Source organism: Lachnoclostridium sp. An14 (assembly GCF_002160755.1).
In the GTDB taxonomy this organism is placed as follows: domain Bacteria; phylum Bacillota; class Clostridia; order Lachnospirales; family Lachnospiraceae; genus Lachnoclostridium_A.
Map to the genome: position 1 here is coordinate 1 of NZ_NFLE01000003.1, position 19,211 is coordinate 19,211.

At 55.8% G+C, this 19,211-nt stretch carries 15 protein-coding genes; 10 read left to right on the top strand and 5 right to left on the bottom strand.

Translation table 11 applies throughout. The features are described 5' to 3' along the window. Positions 1-203 precede the first annotated feature (203 nt). From B5E84_RS02480 to B5E84_RS02500, 5 genes are all read left to right on the top strand, one after another. Entirely contained in the window at positions 204-821 is a 618-nt protein-coding gene (locus B5E84_RS02480; protein ID WP_087218764.1) for a TetR/AcrR family transcriptional regulator, read from the top strand. A gap of 144 nt (positions 822-965) precedes the next feature. Further along, the gene (locus B5E84_RS02485) at positions 966-2,768 is read left to right on the top strand and encodes an ABC transporter ATP-binding protein (RefSeq protein WP_087218767.1); all 1,803 of its coding nucleotides are present in this window, start codon (positions 966-968) and stop codon (positions 2,766-2,768) included. Further along, entirely contained in the window at positions 2,769-4,514 is a 1,746-nt protein-coding gene (locus tag B5E84_RS02490; RefSeq protein ID WP_087218770.1) for an ABC transporter ATP-binding protein, read from the top strand. A gap of 414 nt (positions 4,515-4,928) precedes the next feature. Further along, positions 4,929-5,774, top strand: a complete 846-nt coding sequence (locus B5E84_RS02495; protein ID WP_087218773.1) for a pyridoxamine kinase — start codon at positions 4,929-4,931, stop codon at positions 5,772-5,774. Then, positions 5,761-6,021, top strand: a complete 261-nt coding sequence (locus B5E84_RS02500) for a TIGR04076 family protein (RefSeq protein WP_087218775.1) — start codon at positions 5,761-5,763, stop codon at positions 6,019-6,021. The genes B5E84_RS02495 and B5E84_RS02500 overlap by 14 nt, the downstream gene beginning before the upstream one ends. Before the next feature lie 199 nt (positions 6,022-6,220). On the opposite strand, the gene B5E84_RS02505 is transcribed toward B5E84_RS02500, so the two are convergent. Continuing rightward, on the bottom strand, positions 6,221-7,618 hold the full coding sequence (locus B5E84_RS02505) for a bifunctional diguanylate cyclase/phosphodiesterase (RefSeq protein WP_087218777.1): 1,398 nt from the start codon (positions 7,616-7,618) through the stop codon (positions 6,221-6,223). Positions 7,619-7,931: 313 nt separating this feature from the next. Between B5E84_RS02505 and B5E84_RS02515 the strand changes: the two genes are divergently transcribed. The 5 genes from B5E84_RS02515 (at position 7,932) to B5E84_RS02545 (ending at position 15,618) form a co-directional block, all read left to right on the top strand. Beyond that, positions 7,932-8,405, top strand: a complete 474-nt coding sequence (locus B5E84_RS02515; protein ID WP_087218782.1) for a MarR family winged helix-turn-helix transcriptional regulator — start codon at positions 7,932-7,934, stop codon at positions 8,403-8,405. 223 nt (positions 8,406-8,628) lie between these two features. Next, the gene (locus B5E84_RS02520) at positions 8,629-10,362 is read left to right on the top strand and encodes an ABC transporter ATP-binding protein (protein ID WP_087218785.1); all 1,734 of its coding nucleotides are present in this window, start codon (positions 8,629-8,631) and stop codon (positions 10,360-10,362) included. After that, complete coding sequence (locus B5E84_RS02525) at positions 10,355-12,253, top strand: ABC transporter ATP-binding protein (RefSeq protein ID WP_087218788.1); 1,899 nt, start codon at positions 10,355-10,357, stop codon at positions 12,251-12,253. Before B5E84_RS02520 ends, B5E84_RS02525 begins: the two co-directional genes overlap by 8 nt. A 618-nt stretch (positions 12,254-12,871) precedes the next feature. Continuing rightward, complete coding sequence (locus B5E84_RS02540) at positions 12,872-14,020, top strand: betaine/proline/choline family ABC transporter ATP-binding protein (protein ID WP_087218798.1); 1,149 nt, start codon at positions 12,872-12,874, stop codon at positions 14,018-14,020. Further along, on the top strand, positions 14,017-15,618 hold the full coding sequence (locus B5E84_RS02545; RefSeq protein ID WP_087218801.1) for an ABC transporter permease/substrate-binding protein: 1,602 nt from the start codon (positions 14,017-14,019) through the stop codon (positions 15,616-15,618). The genes B5E84_RS02540 and B5E84_RS02545 overlap by 4 nt, the downstream gene beginning before the upstream one ends. A 133-nt stretch (positions 15,619-15,751) precedes the next feature. Here B5E84_RS02545 and B5E84_RS02550 read toward each other — a convergent pair whose 3' ends face one another. The 4 genes from B5E84_RS02550 to B5E84_RS02570 all read right to left on the bottom strand — a co-directional run bounded on the left by B5E84_RS02550 (position 15,752) and on the right by B5E84_RS02570 (position 19,129). After that, positions 15,752-16,369: an ABC transporter ATP-binding protein gene (locus tag B5E84_RS02550; protein WP_087218804.1), complete on the bottom strand. Its 618-nt coding sequence runs from the start codon at positions 16,367-16,369 to the stop codon at positions 15,752-15,754. Further along, entirely contained in the window at positions 16,366-17,130 is a 765-nt protein-coding gene (locus B5E84_RS02555; protein ID WP_087218807.1) for an ABC transporter permease, read from the bottom strand. The genes B5E84_RS02550 and B5E84_RS02555 overlap by 4 nt, the downstream gene beginning before the upstream one ends. Before the next feature lie 247 nt (positions 17,131-17,377). Continuing rightward, on the bottom strand, positions 17,378-18,439 hold the full coding sequence (locus B5E84_RS02565; RefSeq protein WP_087218813.1) for an ABC transporter substrate-binding protein: 1,062 nt from the start codon (positions 18,437-18,439) through the stop codon (positions 17,378-17,380). A gap of 120 nt (positions 18,440-18,559) precedes the next feature. Continuing rightward, the gene (locus B5E84_RS02570) at positions 18,560-19,129 is read right to left on the bottom strand and encodes a hypothetical protein (protein WP_087218816.1); all 570 of its coding nucleotides are present in this window, start codon (positions 19,127-19,129) and stop codon (positions 18,560-18,562) included. Positions 19,130-19,211: the final 82 nt, after the last annotated feature.

Consider the following 19,211-nt stretch of genomic DNA (forward strand, 5'->3'; position numbering starts at 1 on the left):
GATCCGTCACCGTACTTACAAAATCTAACACTTCTTTCATAACATCCCATCCTTTTTTCTTTTAGTATACCAGAAAAAAGACGGATGTTCATAATTTGTTCATTCGTGCGTTTGTCGTGCGGGAAATCCCGATTTCTCTTGACAGGGCGTCCCGTTTCCTGTATTATAACATTGTTATATATCACTGTTATATGGAGGATGGAATGGAAGAAAAATCACCGGATACCTTAGAACGGATTTTGCAGGCCGCCCTGGAGGAGTTTTCGGAGAAAGGGTTTCTGGGGGCCTCTCTGCGGCAGATCGTGAAACACGCCGGAGTGACCACAGGGGCCTTTTACGGTTATTTTTCCAGCAAGGAGGCGCTGTTTGCCGCCATTGTGGAGCCCCATGCCGCCATGCTTATGGGCCGGTTTATGGAGGCCCAGATTTCTTTCGCGGAGCTGCCGGAGGAGGAGCAGCCGGGACATATGGGCGTGGAGTCAGATTCCTATCTTCACTGGATGGTGGACTACATCTGCCAGAACCGGGAGCCGGTAAAGCTGCTCCTGTGCGGGGCGGAAGGCACCAGCTACGAGAACTTTGTCCACAACATGGTGGAGGTGGAAACGGAGAGCACCCTGAACTATATGAAGACCCTCCGCCGCCTGGGCCGCCCTGCCCCGGAGCTGGACCACTCCCTGTGCCACATCATCGCCAGCGGGATGTTTAACGGGATTTTTGAAGTGGTGGTTCACGATATTCCCAGGGACCAGGCCATGAGGGACGTGGAGAAACTGCAGGCATTTTACACAGCCGGCTGGCTGAAACTGATGGAGCCCTGACCGGCGGGGAGAGATTGCGCCGGAAAAGGCGGTGCCCTGGCCCGGGTCAGGGCGGGGACGCCGCAAGGGAAGTTTTCTGATATTTTTTTTGCCAGATAGTTAGGTAAAACTAACTATATAATATTTATAAGGAGGTATCAAAGGATGAAACAGGAGAGAAAAAGCAGCGTAGCCGTTTTGCTGGACTACGCGGGAAACCGGAAGAACCTGACCTTTCTGGGGCTGATGCTGTCGGCGGTGTCCATGGTGTTAAGCATGGCGCCCTACATCTGTATCTGGCTGGCGGCCAGGGATTTGATCGCCGTGGCCCCGGAGTGGACGAGGGCTCAGAGGGTCACAGGATATGGCTGGATGGCCTTTGGTTTCGCGGTGGCCGGCATTGTCCTGTATTTTTTGGGCCTGATGTGCACCCATCTGGCCGCCTTCCGCACCGCCTCCAACATCCGCAAACAGGGAGTGGCCCACGTGATGAAGGCGCCTCTGGGATTTTTTGACTCCAACGCCTCCGGCCTGATCCGCGGCCGTCTGGACGCGGCGGCGGCTGATACGGAGACGCTGCTGGCTCATAACCTGGCGGACATTGTGGGAACGGCGGTGCTGTTTCTGGCCATGGTGGCGCTCATGTTTGTGTTTGACTGGAGGATGGGCGGGGCCTGCCTTTTGGCGGCGGTGATCTCCGTGATCGCCATGTTTTCCATGATGGGAGGGAAGAACGCTCAGATCATGGCGGAGTACCAGGCGGCCCAGGACCGGATGACCAAGGCGGGCACCGAGTACGTCAGGGGCATTCCCGTGGTGAAGATCTTCCAGCAGACAGTGTATTCCTTTAAGGCGTTTCAGGAGGCGATTGAGGAGTACAGCGCCAAGGCGGAGCATTACCAGGGGGACGTGTGCCGGGTGCCCCAGTCTGTCAACCTGACTTTTACCGAGGGCGCCTTTGTGTTTCTGGTGCCGGCGGCCCTGTTTCTGGCTCCGGGTGCCCTGGCTGGCGGGGATTTTGTGGGCTTTGTCACGGATTTTGCCTTTTACGCCGTGTTTTCGGCCATCATTTCCACCGCTCTCGCAAAGATCATGTTTGCCGCCTCCGGCATGATGCTGGCAAACACCGCCCTCGGCCGCATCAATCAGGTGATGGAGGCCCCTGTGCTGGAGTCTCCCAGCCATCCCCGGACCCCTCAGGGCAACCGGGTGGAATTTAAGGATGTGACCTTTACATACGACGGGGCTCAGAGCCCGGCCTTGTCCCACGTCTCCTTCACTGTGGAGCCGGGGCAGACGGTGGCCTTCGTGGGGCCGTCCGGCGGCGGAAAGACCACGGCGGCCAGCCTGATCCCCCGGTTTTGGGATGCCACCTCCGGCACGGTGGAGGTGGGAGGCGTGGATGTGCGCCAGATGGATCCCCACGCGCTCATGGATCAGGTGGCCTTCGTCTTTCAGAACAGCCGGCTGTTTCAGGCGTCCATTCTGGAAAATGTCCGGGCCGCCCGTCCGGAGGCGACGAGGGAGCAGGCGCTGCAGGCCCTTATGGCCGCCCAGTGTCAGGACATCCTGGAGAAACTGCCGGAGGGGATGGACACCCGGATCGGCACGGAGGGGACGTATCTCTCCGGCGGCGAGCAGCAGCGCATTGCCCTGGCGCGGGCGATTTTAAAGGACGCCCCCATTGTGGTGCTGGACGAGGCCACCGCCTTCGCCGACCCGGAGAACGAGGCGCTGATCCAGAAAGCCTTCGCCACCTTGACCAGGGGCCGCACGGTGATTATGATCGCCCACCGCCTTTCCACCGTGGTGGGAGCGGATCAGATCATCGTCTTGGATCAGGGACAGGTGGCGGAGCGGGGCACCCACAGGGAGCTGGCCGCCGCGGGAGGGCTGTACGCCCGGATGTGGAAGGACTACAACCAGGCGGCCCAGTGGAAAATCACCAGCGAAAAGGAGGCGGAGTAAATGTTTGGAAGGGAATTTCAGCGGAAATACGCCCTCACGGACCAGGGAGTAAAGAATGCGAAACGGGGCACAATCTGGACGGTGATCGTCAATCTGGTCACCATGGGCGGGGTCAGTATCTTATATCTGACCATGACCGGTTTTATGGAGCCCCTGACAGGGGGAAATGATCTTCCCGGCGGGGCGTTAATCATGGGAACGGTGTTCCTGTTTGTCCTCCTGTCCTTTGTGACCCATCTGCAGCAGTACCAGGCCACCTATGGGCTGGTGTACAATGAGGTTAAAACCACCCGCCTGCGTCTGGCGGAACGGCTTCGCAGGCTTCCGCTGGGGTATTTTGGAAAGCGGGATCTGGCGGATCTGACGGAGACGGTCATGGGGGATGTGAACCGCATGGAGCACGTTTGGTCCCATGTGCTGGGGTATCTGTACGGCGCCTACGTTTCCACGGCGGTGATCGCCGTTTGCCTGTTTCTCTATGACTGGCGTCTGACCATCGCCTGCCTGTGGGGCGTACCCGTCGCCTTCGCCCTGCTGTTTGGCAGCCGGAAAATGACCGGCCGCAGCGCGGAGCGGACGAAGAAAGCGGCTGTTCTGGTTTCCGACGGCATCCAGGAGGCCCTGGAGAATGTGCGGGAGATCCGGGCCACCAACCAGGAGGAACGGTATCTGGAGGCCCTGAATCAGAAAATCGACGATCACGAGCGGATTATGATCCGGGGAGAGCTGGGAACCGGCCTGTTTGTCAATGGCGCCAGCGTGATCATGCGCCTGGGGGTGGCTACCACCATCCTTACGGGCGCGGAGTTAATCCTCTCCGGGGAAATTGACTTTATGCTCCTGTTCCTGTTTTTGATGGTGATCACCCGGGTTTACGCCCCCTTTGACCAGAGCCTGGCCCTGATCGCGGAGCTGTTCGTCTCCCAGGTGTCCGCCGACCGTATGAACGAGATTTATGAGACGCCCATTGCGGAGGGGACGGAGGAGTTTCGGCCCCAGGGCCACGACATCGTGTTTGACCGGGTGTGCTTTTCCTACGATCAGAAGGAGGTGCTCCGCCAGGTGAGCTTTACGGCCAAAGAGGGGGAGGTGACCGCCCTGGTGGGGCCGTCCGGCTCCGGAAAGAGCACCTGCGCCAGGCTTTCCGCCAGGCTGTGGGACGTGACGGGAGGGACCATCCGGGTGGGCGGCGTGGACGTTTCCACCGTGGATCCGGAGGCGCTGCTCAGGGACTATTCTATGGTGTTCCAGGATGTGGTGCTGTTTGACGATACGGTGATGGAAAACATCCGCTTAGGCAAACGGGGGGCCACGGACGAGGAGGTGCTGGCGGCGGCCAGGGCGGCAAACTGCGACGAGTTCGTCCGGCGGCTGCCCCAGGGCTACGGCACGCCCATCGGGGAAAACGGCGCGAAACTGTCCGGCGGGGAGAGGCAGCGGATTTCCATCGCCCGCGCCCTCTTAAAAAACGCCCCCATTGTGCTGCTGGACGAGGCCACCGCCAGCCTGGACGTGGAAAATGAGACGAAGGTCCAGGGAGCCCTTTCCCGTCTGCTGGCGGGAAAAACGGTGCTGGTGATCGCCCACCGGATGCGCACGGTGGAGGCGGCGGATAAGGTGGTGGTTTTGGCAGAGGGCCGGGTGGCGGAGGAAGGTTCCCCGGCGGAGCTGATGGCAAAGGAAGGCGGCATATACCGCCGGATGGTGGAGCTGCAGCGGGAGAGCGCCCGGTGGCGGCTGGAGTAAACGCTATGCAAAGTACGAGGCCTGGGAGGTTACAGAAAAACGCCTGGGCCTCTGTTTCCGTGTTTGGGTACAGGAGATTCTTTTTTTATTTAACAGGAAACGGCGTTTTCTGTTAAATAAGAATGCTCCGACAGGAGGCGCATTCCACGGGAGGAATATGGCTGCTGGCGCAAGCCGCGCTCCGGCGCGAGTGTGCGCCAAGCGCAGCCTATGAAGTTTGCTAAAGAAGATGCGGAACGAAACGTATTAAATTGTGTCAAAGAGTATAGTCTTTCGCAAATCTCATAGGTCAAAAATCGGGATTAGACAATGGCCCCTATTGAGAAACAGATATATGACAGTCGTATTTTAGGGGTTTCTGAAATGCTTAGAATGGTATATAATGGAACAAAATTAAGGAATGGAAGTGTGAGCATGGAAGAAAAATTAAACGATGATCCAAAAATTTTATTGATTAACGATATGGCAGGTTACGGGAAAGTGGCTTTGCCGGCGATGATACCGGTCTTCTCTCATTTCAAACTTGAAACCTTCAATTTGCCGACCGCTCTGGTTTCGAATACTTTAGATTACGGGCTTTTTGAAATCCTGGACACTACAGAATATATGAGAAATACCCTTAAGATATGGAAAAAACTTTCGTTTGATTTTGATGCGGTCTGCACCGGGTTCATTGCGTCAGAGCAGCAGGCATCCCTGGTTTGTGAATTCTGTAAAGAGCAGCGGGAGAAGGGGAGCCGCATTTTCGTGGATCCCATTATGGGCGACGACGGAAAGCTTTATAACGGCGTTACAGAGGAATCGGTAATATCCATGAAACAGCTGTGCGCTGCCGCGGATGTGGTTGTTCCGAATATTACCGAGGCCTGTTTTTTATCCGATCACGTGGTACAGGAATTCTACACGGAGGAGGAGATAAATCAGATCGCAAATCAACTTCATGATTTGGGTGCGAAAGCGGTTGTGATTACCAGTATAAAAACAAAAGAAGGGAAGTATACCGCAGTCAAAGCCTCGCCGGAGGCTTCCATAAGGTTTCTGCCCTATGAAGAAATTCCAGTCCGTTTTCCGGGAACCGGGGACGTTTTCCTGTCCATCATGGTAGGCTGCTATCTGAGAAACGGCGCATTAGAAAAAAGTGTTGAAACGGCTATGCGCCAGTTAGAAAGCATCATCCGTGCCAATCAAGGCAATCAGGACAAATATAAGGGAATTCCTATTGAACAATTTTTGGAGGACATTGGCAATGAAGAAACCTAAAATCAAACTCACCTTGATCGAGCAAAAAGGCCATATGGGCTGTCATCATGGACACCGGATTGGAGATACCTTTGATTTTGACACTGACAGAGGTAAGCTGTGTCCAATGGCCATGCACGTGGCGTTTCCCTATATTGATATTCTCCGCTATGGAGGGACGCTTCCCAGCCGGCCTGACGGTTCCATTGTTTTCTGCTGTCCGGATGCCGATGTGATTAATGTTTTTCGGATTGAAATGGAAGAATAACGGCACTCGCAGGCAGGACATAGAGACTTATTACAGTTTTGCCGGCAGGATGGCTTTGCCGGAATAACTGCCCGACCGATCCGGCGTAATTGCGAAACGCCGGATCGGTCGGGCAAAAATTTTTACATTTCTGTTCCTTCTTTATCGCATATCAGCGAAATCCAGCGGGATATTTGAAATTTACGGACAGACCGCCGTTTCAGATCCGCCCCTGTTTCATCTTCTGTTTCTCCCGCTCAATCACCGGCAGGGAGGTCTCCAGATCCATGCCTAAAATTTCCGCCAGGGTGTCCTCCTCCAGGGTGGGAGCGTAATAAAAGCCCTGCTGGAAGGTGCAGCCGGCATCCTCTAAGACGGCGAGCTGCCCGGCAGTCTCCACGCCCTCGGCAATGATGTTTAACCCCAGCTCCTTTGCCATGTGCACTAACCCCTTGATGACCGGCGCGGCCTTGGGATTGGTCTCCAGCTGCCAGATGAACATCCGGTCCATCTTCAGGGTGTGGACTGAGAGGTTCAGGATGCCGGAGATGCTGGAGAGCCCGGAGCCAAAGTTGTTTAAAATCAGCTCAACCCCCATGTCCGCCAGGCTTTCCAGGGTGGAGTAGGCGTTTAAGTGGCCCATGGTGAACACGTCCTCCTGCACCTCCACCGCCAGCTTTCCCTCCGGAATCTGGTAGGTCTCCATCAGTTTCGCGATGTGCTCCGTGAAATCCTCCTGCAAAAAGAGCACGGAGGACACTGGCAGGGCAATGGAGTCAAACTCCTTCCCCTCGTCCAGCAGCCGGCGGATGCAGGCACCCGCCCGGTCTAAAGCGTAATACTCCACGGCCCGCACCTGTCCGGAATCCTCGGCGATGGGAAGAAACTCCGACGCCCCCACCAGGCCGAGGCCGGGAATGAAGATCCGCATATAGTACTCCGCCCGGGAAAACTTCTTTGTCTCCACATTGTAGGTGGGGCGGTAGCGCACCTCGATCTCCTGTTTCTCAATGGCCTGCTGCAAATGCTTGGCGATGGCCTGCCGGCGCAGGAAGTCGGCCTGCATCTGGCTGTCGTAGAGCTCGTACTGATTGGGGCCGGCCTCTGCCGCCGCGGATAAGGCCATATCCAGAAACTTCATCATCTCGTCGGCGGAATCGGTGTAGGTGGGATAGGGGCAGAGGCCGATCTGCACTGGGCAGAAACAGTCGGTGCCGTTCACCGTCCACACGTGGTCAAAATGGGCCAGGATGTCCTCCACCAGCTCCGTGGCCTGGGAGACAGAGGTATCGGTGAGGAAAATGAAAAATTCCACGCCGATGGAGCGGTATACAGGGCAGCCGGTCTCCTGCTCCAGATAGGAAATGATCTGGGCCAGCAGCTCCTGGCAGTAGTCGTAGCCCAGGATCTCGTTTAACCGCTTAAAGTGCTCCAGGTGCAGCTTCATGGCCACGCCCCTTGCCGTGCCGGTTTCCGGATTCAGCAGCTGATGTAAGCGGCTGCGGCAGAGGCTATTTCCATCCTCGCCCTGTATTCCGGAACCGCCCAGCGGGGAAACGGCCGCGGCCGTCCCATCTGCGCCGTTTTTCTCGTTCTTATCCTTTTGGAACCATCCCATGGTATTGCTCCTCCTTTGTTCTGTTTGGTTTGCTTTTCTGGTTCCTATTCTATTAGAAAACCGCCGGGAATGCAAACGATTCTTGCCGTTTTGGCCCATCTGGAAAAATTTCCCCGAAGACAGGCCTGGCAAGCGCCGCCGCAAAAGCGTCTGTCAAAAATTCCTGAAAAAATCTTTAAAATCCTGGAGAAAAAGGAGATTGACAAATGGGGCGAAACTGTCTATACTCTAGTTTTGTTAGGTAGTGAACAATTATGTTACGAACAATTATGTTGCGAACAATTCGCTCGCAGAAAGGTATGGAGGTGAAACTATGTGCCTGCTGACAGATACCGAGGAGAATGCCCGTGGCTGCAAGGACGTGATTGGGTTGGTGGACATGATTTCCAAGCAGTTTAAACGCCATTTTCCGCTGGTGGAGGAGGACAGCGGATTGACCAACGTCCAGAGACGGGTGCTGAACTTTATCCTGCTTGCGACCATGGACCGGGAGATTTACCAGAGGGACGTGGAGGAAAAGTTCCATATCCGCCGTTCCACGGCTACCGGGATCCTTAAGCTGATGGAAAAGAACGGTTTCATTTACAGAGAGAGCGTAGAATGGGATGCGAGACTGAAGAAAATACTGCCTACGGAAAAGTCCATTGCGCTCAGAGGGGAAATCCTGGAAACCATCCACAGGCTGGAGCTGAGGATGGCGGAAGGAATCGGAAGAGAGGAGTTCGAGACCTGCGTCCGTGTGCTGCAGAAAATGTCGGAAAACCTTTCCCGGAATGAAAAGGAGTAAGCGGATATGACCGCTAACGCGGTCATCACAAATCACGAAAGTCAGATGGCTCCACGCCTACGGCGTTCCCGCCATCTGCCGACGGTATTCGAAATCCGGGCTGCCGCCCTACTTTCTCATACCGTCTTGCCCGTCTGATGCCGATATATCTGTGCGTGCGAGCACGCCCATCTATATCGCCGCCATCCGGGGCTTTCGGAGTAAAACATATTAGGAGGAGACGATGAACAGAAAGCTATTTCAGTCAATCAGAGAGTACAAGCGCGAATCTATTTTAGCTCCCGTGTTCGTTATCCTTGAGGTATTGATGGAGGTGTTGATTCCCTTGCAGATGGCAAAGATCATCGACGAGGGCATCCAGAATCAGAACCTTCCCTATATCGTCAGGATGGGTGTGATCCTGGTGGTCATGGCCATGGTCGCCCTGTTTTTCGGAGTGAAGGCGGGAAATTACGCGGCGAGAGCGTCCGCGGGCTACGCGAAGAATCTCAGGCACGATATTTTTTACAAGATCCAGGAGTTCTCGTTTAAAAATATCGACCACTTTTCCACCCCCAGCCTGGTGACCAGGCTGACCACCGACATTACCAACGTGCAGATGGCATACATGATGAGCATCCGTATGCTGTTCCGCGCGCCGGTGATGATGGTGCTGTCCTTAATTATGATTCTTACTATCAATGTGGAGATCGCCCTGGTGATGCTGTGCCTGATTCCCATCCTGGGCGGGATCCTGATGTTTATTGCGAAGAAGGCCCATCCCCATTTCGTGCGGGTGTTTGACGAGTACGACGTGTTAAACAACAGCGTGCAGGAGAACGTCAACGCGGCCCGCGTGGTGAAGGCCTATGTGCGTGAGGATTTTGAGATCCGCAAATTCCACGGGATCTCCGGCGTGGTGTATGAGCTGTTTACCAAGGCGGAGAAAATCGTGGCCTGGAACTCCCCCACCATGCAGTTTACCCTCTACACCGTGATCATTGTCATGGTGCTGGTGGGCGGCGAGAGCATTGTAAACGGTAGCATGGCCGTGGGCGAGCTGACCAGCGTGATCGTGTACGCCATTTCCATCCTCATGTCCCTGATGATGGTGACCTTCGTATTCGTCATGGTGATGATCGCGGAAGCGTCCACGGACCGTATCGCGGAGGTGCTCAATGAAGTGCCGGAAATGCAGGATCCGGAAAATGCCATCCAGGAGGTGCCAAACGGCGACATCGACTTTGAGGATGTGGATTTCAGCTACGCCGGAGAGGGCGGCGCCCTGGCGTTAAAGAAGATCAATCTTCATATCAAGTCCGGCCAGACCGTGGGCATCATCGGCGGAACGGGAAGCGCCAAGACCTCCCTGGTAAACTTAATTCCCAGGCTTTACGACGCCACCGGCGGCTCCGTAAAGGTGGGCGGCATCGACGTGCGCCAGTACGGTCTGGAGGCCTTAAGAGACCAGGTTTCCATGGTACTGCAGAAAAACGTGCTGTTTACCGGCAGCATTTATGAAAATATCCGCTGGGGCGATGAAAACGCCACCGACGAGGAAGTGCACCACGTGTGCAAACTGGCCCAGGCGGACACCTTTATCAACGAGTTTCCCGACGGCTACAACACCATGATTGTAGAGGGAGGAAACAACGTGTCCGGCGGCCAGAAACAGAGGCTCTGTATCGCCAGAGCGCTATTAAAGAAACCGAAGGTGCTGATTTTAGACGATTCCACCAGCGCCGTGGATACCAAGACGGACGCCATGATCCGCAAGGCCTTCCGGGAGGAGATCCCCGACACCACGAAGATCATCATCGCCCAGCGCGTTTCCTCCGTGGAGGACGCGGACATGATTATCGTCATGGACGACGGAAAAATAAACGGCATCGGCACCTCCCAGGAGCTGCTTAAGACCAACGACATTTACAGAGAAGTATACGAATCCCAGGTGAAAGGAGGCGGCGAGAATGAGTGATAAGAGACCAGCGGACCGCCGTCCCGCGGTGACGAAAAATACCATCGCCACGGCAAAGCGCCTGTTGGGATATGTGACGCGGGATTACAAGATGAAGTTCATTTTCGTGTGCTGCTGCATTCTGATGAGCTCCATCGCGTCCATCTCCGTTTCCCTTTCCTTAAAGGTGCTGCTGGACGGCTATATCGTGCCCCTCATCGGCCATGAGAACCCGGATTTTTCCGAGCTTTACGCGGCCGTATCGGTGCTGGGCGTGATTTTTGCCCTGGGCGTCATCGCCAGCTTTTGCTACACCAGGCTGATGGTGAGCATTGGTCAGGGCGTGTTAAAAACCATCCGCGATGAGATGTTTGAGCATATGCAGAAACTTCCCATCCGCTATTTTGACCAGAATACCAACGGCTCCATCATGAGCCTTTACACCAACGACACGGACACCCTGCGGCAGATGATCAACCAGTCCATCCCCCAGGTGCTCATGTCTTCCTTAACCATCACGGTGACCTTTATCGCCATGATCGTGTTAAGCCCGCTGCTCACCATCCTGGCGGTGGCCATGATCATTCTCATGTTCATCGTCACCAGGAAAATCGGCGGAAACAGCGGAAAATACTTCGTGCGCCAGCAGACAAACTTAGCCAATGTGACCGGTTTCGTGGAGGAGCACATGAGCGGCCAGAGGGTCATCAAGATTTTCAACCACGAGAAGACGGCAGAGGCGGAGTTTGACGAGTTAAACGAAAAGCTCTTTGACAGCGCGGCCAACGCCCACACCTTCGCCAGCATCATGGGCCCTGTGGTGGGAAATATGGGAAATATGCTGTTCGTGCTCACCGCTGTGCTGGGAGGTTTCCTCTCCATCATCGGCGTGGGCGGCATCACCCTGGGCGTTATGGCATCCTATTTGCAGTTTACCAAGAGCTTTACCCAGCCCTTCATGCAGGTAGCTCAGCAGTTCAACTCCATGGTAATGGCCCTGGCGGGAGCGGAGCGGATCTTTAACATGATGGACGAGGCGCCGGAGGTGGACGACGGCTACGTGACCCTGGTGAATGCGGTGAAGGATGAGAACGGCAATATTTCCGAGTGCGAAAAGCGCACGGGACTCTGGGCCTGGAAACATCCCCACCAGGACGGGACCGTCACCTACACCGAGTTAAAGGGCGACGTGCGGTTCTTTGACATGACCTTCGGCTATACGCCGGAAAAGACCGTCCTTCACGATCTGACCCTCTACGCGAAACCCGGCCAGAAACTGGCCTTCGTAGGCTCCACGGGAGCGGGAAAGACCACCATTACCAACCTGATCAACCGGTTCTACGATGTGCAGGACGGAAAGATCCGCTACGACGGCATCAATATCAACAAGATCAAAAAGGCAGACCTGCGCCGTTCCTTAGGAATCGTGCTTCAGGATACCCATTTGTTTACCGGCACCATTATGGATAATATCCGCTACGGAAAGCTGGACGCTACGGACGAGGAGATCTACGCGGCCGCCAAGCTGGCCCACGCGGACCAGTTCATCCGGATGCTGCCGGACGGCTACCAGACGCTGCTCACCAGTGACGGCGAGGAGCTGTCCCAGGGACAGCGGCAGCTGTTAGCCATCGCCAGGGCGGCTGTGGCGGATCCGCCGGTGCTGATCTTAGACGAGGCCACCTCCAGCATTGATACGAGAACGGAGAGCATCGTGCAGCAGGGTATGGATAACCTGATGAAAGGGCGGACCGTATTCGTCATCGCCCACCGCCTGTCCACCATCCGCAACAGTGACGCCATCATGGTGTTGGATCACGGCCGGATCGTGGAGCGGGGCAGCCACGAGGAGCTCATCCAGGAGCACGGCATTTACTATCAGTTATATACAGGAAAACTGGAGCTGGATTAAACCGGCTGCGGGCGCGGAAACCGGAAGGGGTTCGCGCCCGTTTTTCGTGTCACAGGAAACTGCGTTCCCTATGACACAAAAGCCTCCGGCGGGAGGCGCACTCCGCGCAGAGGAATATGGCTGCTGACGCAGCCGCGCTCCGGCGCGAGTGTGCGCCAAGCGCACACTTTTTCGTTTTTTCTGTCATGGAAAACGGGGGAGGAAAGCGCACACGTTTTATTAAATCTAAAAAATTTGTTAAAATTAGAGAAGTTGCGAAAAACATTTTGCATTTACCCTTAATTTATTGTATAATATTTACAAAAGAGGCGGGCGCAGGCAAAAACAGGTACGGAACGCCGGATAAAAGGAACGCGGTATATAAGGTCTGGTTTCTGAGATTTCCAGGAGAATGACGCATTTTCCTGGAAATCTTTTCTGTCATGGGAGACGGTGTTTCTATGGCAGAGAAGTTTCCGGCGGAGGCGGGGTTAGGGCCAGGAAAGGCGGCCGCTGCCGCTGTGGTGTCCCGGCGTGAGCGCGCTGTGGCATCCATATTTTCAGAATGTCTTTGCTGTACAGCCAATGTACGTCTCTTGCGCACAAATTCCAGCGCAGTCATGAGAAAGGAGGAATTGCATGATTGAATTTCGGAATGTGACAAAATCTTACAAGAGCAACGAGGTGCTTAAAAACATCAACTTTACCATTTACGACGGAGAAATCGTGGTGCTCATCGGGCCGTCCGGCTGCGGAAAGACCACCACGCTGAAGATGATCAATCGCCTCATTGAGCCCACATCGGGGGAAATCCTCATCAACGGAGAGAACATCCTGGAGAAAGATCCCATCGCCCTGCGCCGCTCCATGGGGTATGTAATCCAGCAGACGGGACTGTTTCCCCATATGACGGTGCGTCAGAATATCGAGGTGATCCCAAAGCTGGAGAAAAAGCCGGCGTCGGAGATTTCCCAGAACACCCAGAGGCTGATGAAGATGGTGGATCTGGATCCGGAAAAGTTTTTGGACCGTTATCCCATTCAGCTCTCCGGAGGACAGCTCCAGAGGATCGGCGTGGCCAGGGCCTTCGCCACGAACCCGGATATTATCCTTATGGATGAGCCGTTTTCCGCTCTGGATCCCATCACCCGGTCGGGGCTCCAGGATGCCCTAGTGAGTTTGCAGACCAGGATGAAAAAGACCATTGTGTTTGTGACCCACGACATGGACGAGGCGGTGAAGATCGCGGACCGCATCTGCATCATGTACCAGGGGGACATTTTACAGTACGACAAGCCGGAGGAGATCTTAAAGAACCCGGCCCACGGCTTTGTGAGTGAGTTCGTAGGAAAGAACCGCATCTGGTCCAACCCGGAGTACATCCGGGCCGACGATATCATGATCACAGCCCCGGTCACCACGGAGGCGGACATCCCCATGTTTAAGTGTATGGAGAAAATGCGTCTTCAGAAGGTCAACAGCCTGATGGTGGTGGACCAGATGGGGCGCCTGGTGGGAGTGGTGAAGGCGGCTCACATCCTGCGGGCGGCGGACCGGGAAGCCCCGGTGGAGAAGGTGATGGTGCAGCCGAAACTGACGGCAAAGCCGGAGACCTCCATTGTGGAGCTTTTGCAGATGGTGCGCCGTTATGACGTGTCCAGCATTCCGGTGGTGGATCGGGAGAACATCCTGCGGGGCCTGGTGACCAACACCAGCCTGGTGACGGCCCTGTCCAACCAGTTCCTGGATGAAGAAATGATCGAACAGTTAGGGGAGGTGGAAGTATGAGCGGATTGATGAGTTATCTTTCACAGCAGTATGAGTACGTGGGAGAGCTGCTGATGAGCCACATCCGGCTCTCCATCCTGTCCGTGGCGGTAGCCATCGCCATCGGCATCCCCTTAGGCATCCTGATCGCCGACAAGGTCAAGGCCCAGAAACCGGTCCTCGGCCTGGCAAACGTGGTGCAGGCGGTGCCCAGCCTGGCCATTCTGGGCTTTCTCGTGCCCTACATGGGAATCGGGTCCAACACTGCCGTGTTTATGGTAGTGCTCTACTCCCTTCTTCCCATCCTGAAAAACACCTGCGCCGGCCTGGCAAACATCAACCCGGACGTGATTGAGGCGGCCAGGGGCATCGGAATGACCAGGCGCCAGGTGCTGTTTAAAGTAAAAATCCCCATGGCTCTGCCGGTGATTATGGCGGGCATCCGCATTTCCAGCGTGACGGCTGTGGGCCTTATGACCATCGCGGCCTACATCGGCGCCGGCGGCCTGGGCACCCTGGTGATCAGCGGCATTCAGACGGACAACTCCAGCATGATCCTGGCGGGAGCCATCCCGGCCTGTCTGCTGGCCCTGCTCATGGATTTTGTGATGGCCAGAGTGGAGCGGGCCGTGACTCCCATCGCCCTTCGCTTATCCGCGTCCCAGCTGACCCCGGAGCGGGAGCAGCACGAGCGCAGGGAGCGGAAAATCACCCTGGCGGCTGTCTCTGTCCTGCTCTGCGGCGCCGTAGTCATGATGGTGGGACAGTATTTCGCGGAAAAACCGGACATCCGCATCGGCTCCAAGGAGGGCTGTGAGAGCGTGATCATCGGAAACATGATGGCGGATTTGATTGAGGCCAAGACGGATCTGAAGGTGGAGCGGAAAATGTCCTTAGGGGGCACCATGATCGCCTTTGACGCCCTGGATCAGGGAGAGATCGACCTCTATCCGGAGTACACCGGCACGGTTTACACGGCAGTGTTAGGCCAGCCGGCCAATCCCGGCATGACGAAGGAGGAGACCTACGACGCCGTGGCCAAGGGCCTTAAGGAAGACTACGGCATCGACACTCTGCACAATTTCGGCTTTAACAACACCTACGTGCTGGCGGTATCCGCGGAGACGGCGGAAAAGTACAATTTAAAGACGGTCTCCGACCTGATCAATGTAAACGGACAGCTCCGCCTGGGCTGTTCCCCGGAGTTCGCGGTGCGGGAGGACGGACTCCCCGGCATCGAGGCCACCTACGGCGTGAAGTTTAAGTCGGTGCACAATTTCTCCGGAACCCTGATGTATACGGCCATCACCTCCGGGGAGGTGGACGTGATCACCGCCTTCTCCACCGACGGTTTATTGCAGAAGTATGATCTGGTGCTGCTGGAGGACGACAGGAACTTCTTCCCGCCCTACTTCATGCTGCCCATTGTAAATGAGAATACCCTGGCGAAATATCCGGAAATCGCCGAAGTTCTCTCCTGCCTGGACGATTTCATCAACGATGAGACCATGCAGTCCATGAACTACCGCGTGGTAGAGCTGGGCGAGGACCGCGCCGCCGTAGGCCGGCAGTTCCTGCTGGACAATGGACTGGTGACGGAGGAGGAGTTGGCGAAATAGGGATAAAATAGAGATGAGAATGTGATGGAATAGAAAAACTGTAAAACGATGGTTTTGTGGCTGCTGTGAGGAATGAGCTCACGGCAGCCTGTTTTTTTGAGGAAAATCACGGGAAGAATAAAGGAGAAAATGATCACAGTGTATTTGATTTCTGATTATTTATATTAGGCAGATCCACCCGCACCCCTCCCAACAATTTCACATTCTCCTCCTGATGGGTGGAAATGAGAAGCAGGCGGCCATGCTGTCTGCTTTTAATATACTCCACCGCCTGCCGTTTTGTAGCCTCGTCCAGGCCGGTGAAGGGCTCGTCCATGATCACGATGTCCGATTCCGCCGCCATGGCACGGCAGATGGCGGTGCGCCGTTTCATGCCGCCGCTTAGGGTAAAAACGGGGCGGGAGAGGGCCTCCTCCGGCAGCAGGAGGGCCAGCTCCCGGCGGATGTCCTCCGCGGAGAGGGTGCGCCCCGCAGCCAGTTTCACATTTTCCACGGGAGAAAAGCCCTCGCAGAGCCGGTCCTCCTGGAATACGGCGGAAAAACGGGGAGAACGGCCGGGCATTTCAAAGGAAATGGTTCCCTTATCCGGCTGTTCCAGGCCCATCAGGAGACGGAACAGGGTGGTTTTCCCCGTGCCGGACGGACTCATCAGGCAGCAGATGGAACCGGATGGGAAGGTGAGGGAGAGGTTTTCAAGAACCGGCAGGGAGCCGTAGGATTTAAACACGTTGTGCAGGGTGACGGCGTTCATGGGGTGTCCTCCTTTCTCTCAGCCCCGTGGGGGATTTTTGACAGCAGAAATAAAAAGAACCGCTCAAACACAGCGCTCACGGCGATGATGACTAATGTCCAGGAAAAGAGATTTGCCGTGTCCAGCCACGTTTTGGAGAGGTAGAGTTGCCGGCCGATGGACCACTGGGGAGTGCCGATGACCTCAGCGGCTACCCCTGATTTCCAGCTCATACCCAGGGCGATACGGCAGCCGTTTATCAGGTAGGGCAGCAGGGCGGGGAGATAGAGGAAACGGACCCGTCCGGAAAAGGGGATCCGGAATACCTCTGCCATCTCCAAAAGGTTCCGGTCCGTACTTCGCAGCCCTGCCAGGGTATTCACGTAGAGGATGGGGAAGACCACCAGGAAGGAAATAAAAATACACAGGTTTTCCGACCCCATCCAGATCAGGGCCAGGATGACGAAGGAGGCCACAGGCACGGACTTTACCAGGGTGATAACCGGGGCCAGGACTTCCTCCAGGAGAGGAAAACGGAAGGCCGCCGTCCCGGTCAGGATGCCGGAGACAAAGGCCAGGAGAAAGCCCAGGCTGATCTTTGCGAAGGAGGCGGCGATGGTTTGCCAGAAGTCCGGGGTGACGGCCTGGGAATACAGGGAAACCAGCACGTCTGCCGGTCCTACTAAGAGGATGGAATTTCCCACCGCCATGCTGGCGGCCTGCCAGAGAGCCAGCCAGAACAGCAGGATGAAAAGTTTTTTGATCCAGGGTATGAGCTGCATAAATGCCTTTCCGGGAGCGTCCTGAGAGGGGCGTCCCTGTTTTTGAATGAGGGATGGGAACGGGAAAAAGAATCAAAACTTCTCTGGAAAGAAAAACTGCCAGGGATGTTCGGCCTTCTGTCCCGGAATCTTATGAAATAAAACGGAACGGAGAGCCGGATTTTGGCGTTCCCCGTTCCGTTTCCGGTTTTCAGGCTGTGATGCAGGAGGGCGGCCTGCCCACTTTTAAGGGTTCACAGCGGTTTCCTTACGGAATGTAGTAGAAATCATCTCCCGGCAGGTTTCCGCCTACGGAGGAGGGATCCTGGTCATAGAGCACCTGCAGGTAGCCGCTTAAGGCCGCCTTCATCTCCTCGCCGGTCAGGCAGGTAATGTTGCAGTAGGGGATGGCTTTTTTAGCTACCGGCGCCTTTTCAATAATGCCAAGATCCGCCACCAGCTGGGAGGCCTCGTCCAGGTTTTCCGTCACCGCCAGGGCAGACTCCTCATGCTCATAGAGGAAGGTAGTCACCGCTTCCGGCTCTGCCTTCAGAAAATCAGTGCGGGCCACGGTGACGCCGGTCACCAGGGTGCTGCCGCCGGCCTGCTCCTGGACCTTGTTCCACTCGGCGGTGAGATCCAGCACCATGCGCAGCTGGTCGTTCTGAGCCATGGCGGCGGTCACGAAGGGCTGAGGCAGCATTCCCACGGCGTCTGGGGTCTCTTTTAGGATGGCAGCCACCTCGGCGGCTTCCGTCTTGTACTCCAGCTTGACATCGTCGGTGGTGAGGCCGTTGGCCTTTAAGAGATACTGCATCACGTAGTCCGGCGTGGTTCCCATGCCGGTCAGATAAACGGTTTTCCCTTTTAAATCCGCCATGGATTGGATGGACTCGTCGGAGGACACCACGTAGAGAACGCCCAGGGTGTTGATGTCGATGACGGTTATATTTCCCTCGGTCTTGTTGTAGAGGACACTGGCTACGTTGGCGGGGATCAGGGCGATGTCCAGCTCTCCCTTTACCAGCAGGCCGGTGATCTCGTCAGCGGCTGTGGCCATATGAAACTCGTAGTAATTTCCAGACTCCCCGTTGTCCGCCTTCTGCATGGTGTAAACCAGGCCCATGGAGGTGGGGCCGTTTAAAGAGCCTACCCGGACTGTGGGCTTTTCTCCGATGGCGTCCTCCGCCTGGGCTGCCGTTTCGCTTTCTGTTTCGGCGGCTGTGGTGGCCTCCGTTTCAGGAGCGGTTGTGGGAGCGCTCTGTCCGCCGCAGCCGGAAAGAGAGAGGGCCGTCAGGGCCGCCAAAAGTAACGCTGCTGTCTTTTTCATAGGGTTCCTCCTCGTTGTGATAGAATTTGTCATTGAATTGTCCACATTATAGCACCGCGGAGGAGGGGTTGTCAAAAATATGAATATAGCCCTGTACGACTGTCTGTCCTCTCTCTGCCGTTACCGTTCCAGACCATAAAACTGGATGTCCCAGCCATCCGGCTGTTTGAGCATTTCAAGAGTCAGGTACAGGAGCCCTTCGTCTCCTGCAGAGTCCTGAAATTCCAGGGAAACGACTGACACTGTCCCGATTTCTTCCTCCCCTATGTCCTCCAGTCCCTTGATGGCCAGTACCTTTGCCGTCCCGTCCCCTTCATAGACGTCGATCGCCCACGGATAAGGCTCTGTCAGGTAGTTCTGGAGTTCCTCTGTGCGGCCGGCGAAATATGCGGCCGCGAAATTTTCTGCCACGGCCCGCGCCGTTTCCCCGTCCGCGAATAGAGAAGGGGCCTCTGGAGCGGAGCTCTCCGCTGTCGTTTCCGAAGGTTGGCCGGTGGGAGCGGACGTAGTTTCCTTTGCCGTTTCGCTGGAGCCGGAACTGACCGCGGCCGTCTCCGTAGGCGCGGATTCCGGGGAAGAACAGCCGGTCAGAGGCCCCGCCGCCAGCGCGGCCGCCAGGGCGCAGGCCAGGAGCGGGTGTTTGCGTGAGTTCGTTGTTCCGGTAAAGAATGATTTTTTCCATTTTGTCATATGAAACACCTCCTTCAATCCCTTGAATCGTTTGGCGCGGAATGGGGACCGCTTTTTCGTGTTGTAGAATCTGCCTTTCGTT

Bases quoted from the DNA above. Each gene is read 5' to 3' on its own strand.
- B5E84_RS02550 (WP_087218804.1), bottom strand. From the start codon at position 16,369: ATGAACGCCGTCACCCTGCACAACGTGTTTAAATCCTACGGCTCCCTG.
- B5E84_RS02565 (WP_087218813.1), bottom strand. From the start codon at position 18,439: ATGAAAAAGACAGCAGCGTTACTTTTGGCGGCCCTGACGGCCCTCTCT.
- B5E84_RS02480 (WP_087218764.1), top strand. From the start codon at position 204: ATGGAAGAAAAATCACCGGATACCTTAGAACGGATTTTGCAGGCCGCC.
- B5E84_RS02505 (WP_087218777.1), bottom strand. From the start codon at position 7,618: ATGGGATGGTTCCAAAAGGATAAGAACGAGAAAAACGGCGCAGATGGG.
- B5E84_RS02490 (WP_087218770.1), top strand. From the start codon at position 2,769: ATGTTTGGAAGGGAATTTCAGCGGAAATACGCCCTCACGGACCAGGGA.
- B5E84_RS02545 (WP_087218801.1), top strand. From the start codon at position 14,017: ATGAGCGGATTGATGAGTTATCTTTCACAGCAGTATGAGTACGTGGGA.
- B5E84_RS02520 (WP_087218785.1), top strand. From the start codon at position 8,629: ATGAACAGAAAGCTATTTCAGTCAATCAGAGAGTACAAGCGCGAATCT.
- B5E84_RS02515 (WP_087218782.1), top strand. From the start codon at position 7,932: ATGTGCCTGCTGACAGATACCGAGGAGAATGCCCGTGGCTGCAAGGAC.
- B5E84_RS02555 (WP_087218807.1), bottom strand. From the start codon at position 17,130: ATGCAGCTCATACCCTGGATCAAAAAACTTTTCATCCTGCTGTTCTGG.
- B5E84_RS02485 (WP_087218767.1), top strand. From the start codon at position 966: ATGAAACAGGAGAGAAAAAGCAGCGTAGCCGTTTTGCTGGACTACGCG.
- B5E84_RS02525 (WP_087218788.1), top strand. From the start codon at position 10,355: ATGAGTGATAAGAGACCAGCGGACCGCCGTCCCGCGGTGACGAAAAAT.
- B5E84_RS02540 (WP_087218798.1), top strand. From the start codon at position 12,872: ATGATTGAATTTCGGAATGTGACAAAATCTTACAAGAGCAACGAGGTG.
- B5E84_RS02495 (WP_087218773.1), top strand. From the start codon at position 4,929: ATGGAAGAAAAATTAAACGATGATCCAAAAATTTTATTGATTAACGAT.
- B5E84_RS02500 (WP_087218775.1), top strand. From the start codon at position 5,761: ATGAAGAAACCTAAAATCAAACTCACCTTGATCGAGCAAAAAGGCCAT.
- B5E84_RS02570 (WP_087218816.1), bottom strand. From the start codon at position 19,129: ATGACAAAATGGAAAAAATCATTCTTTACCGGAACAACGAACTCACGC.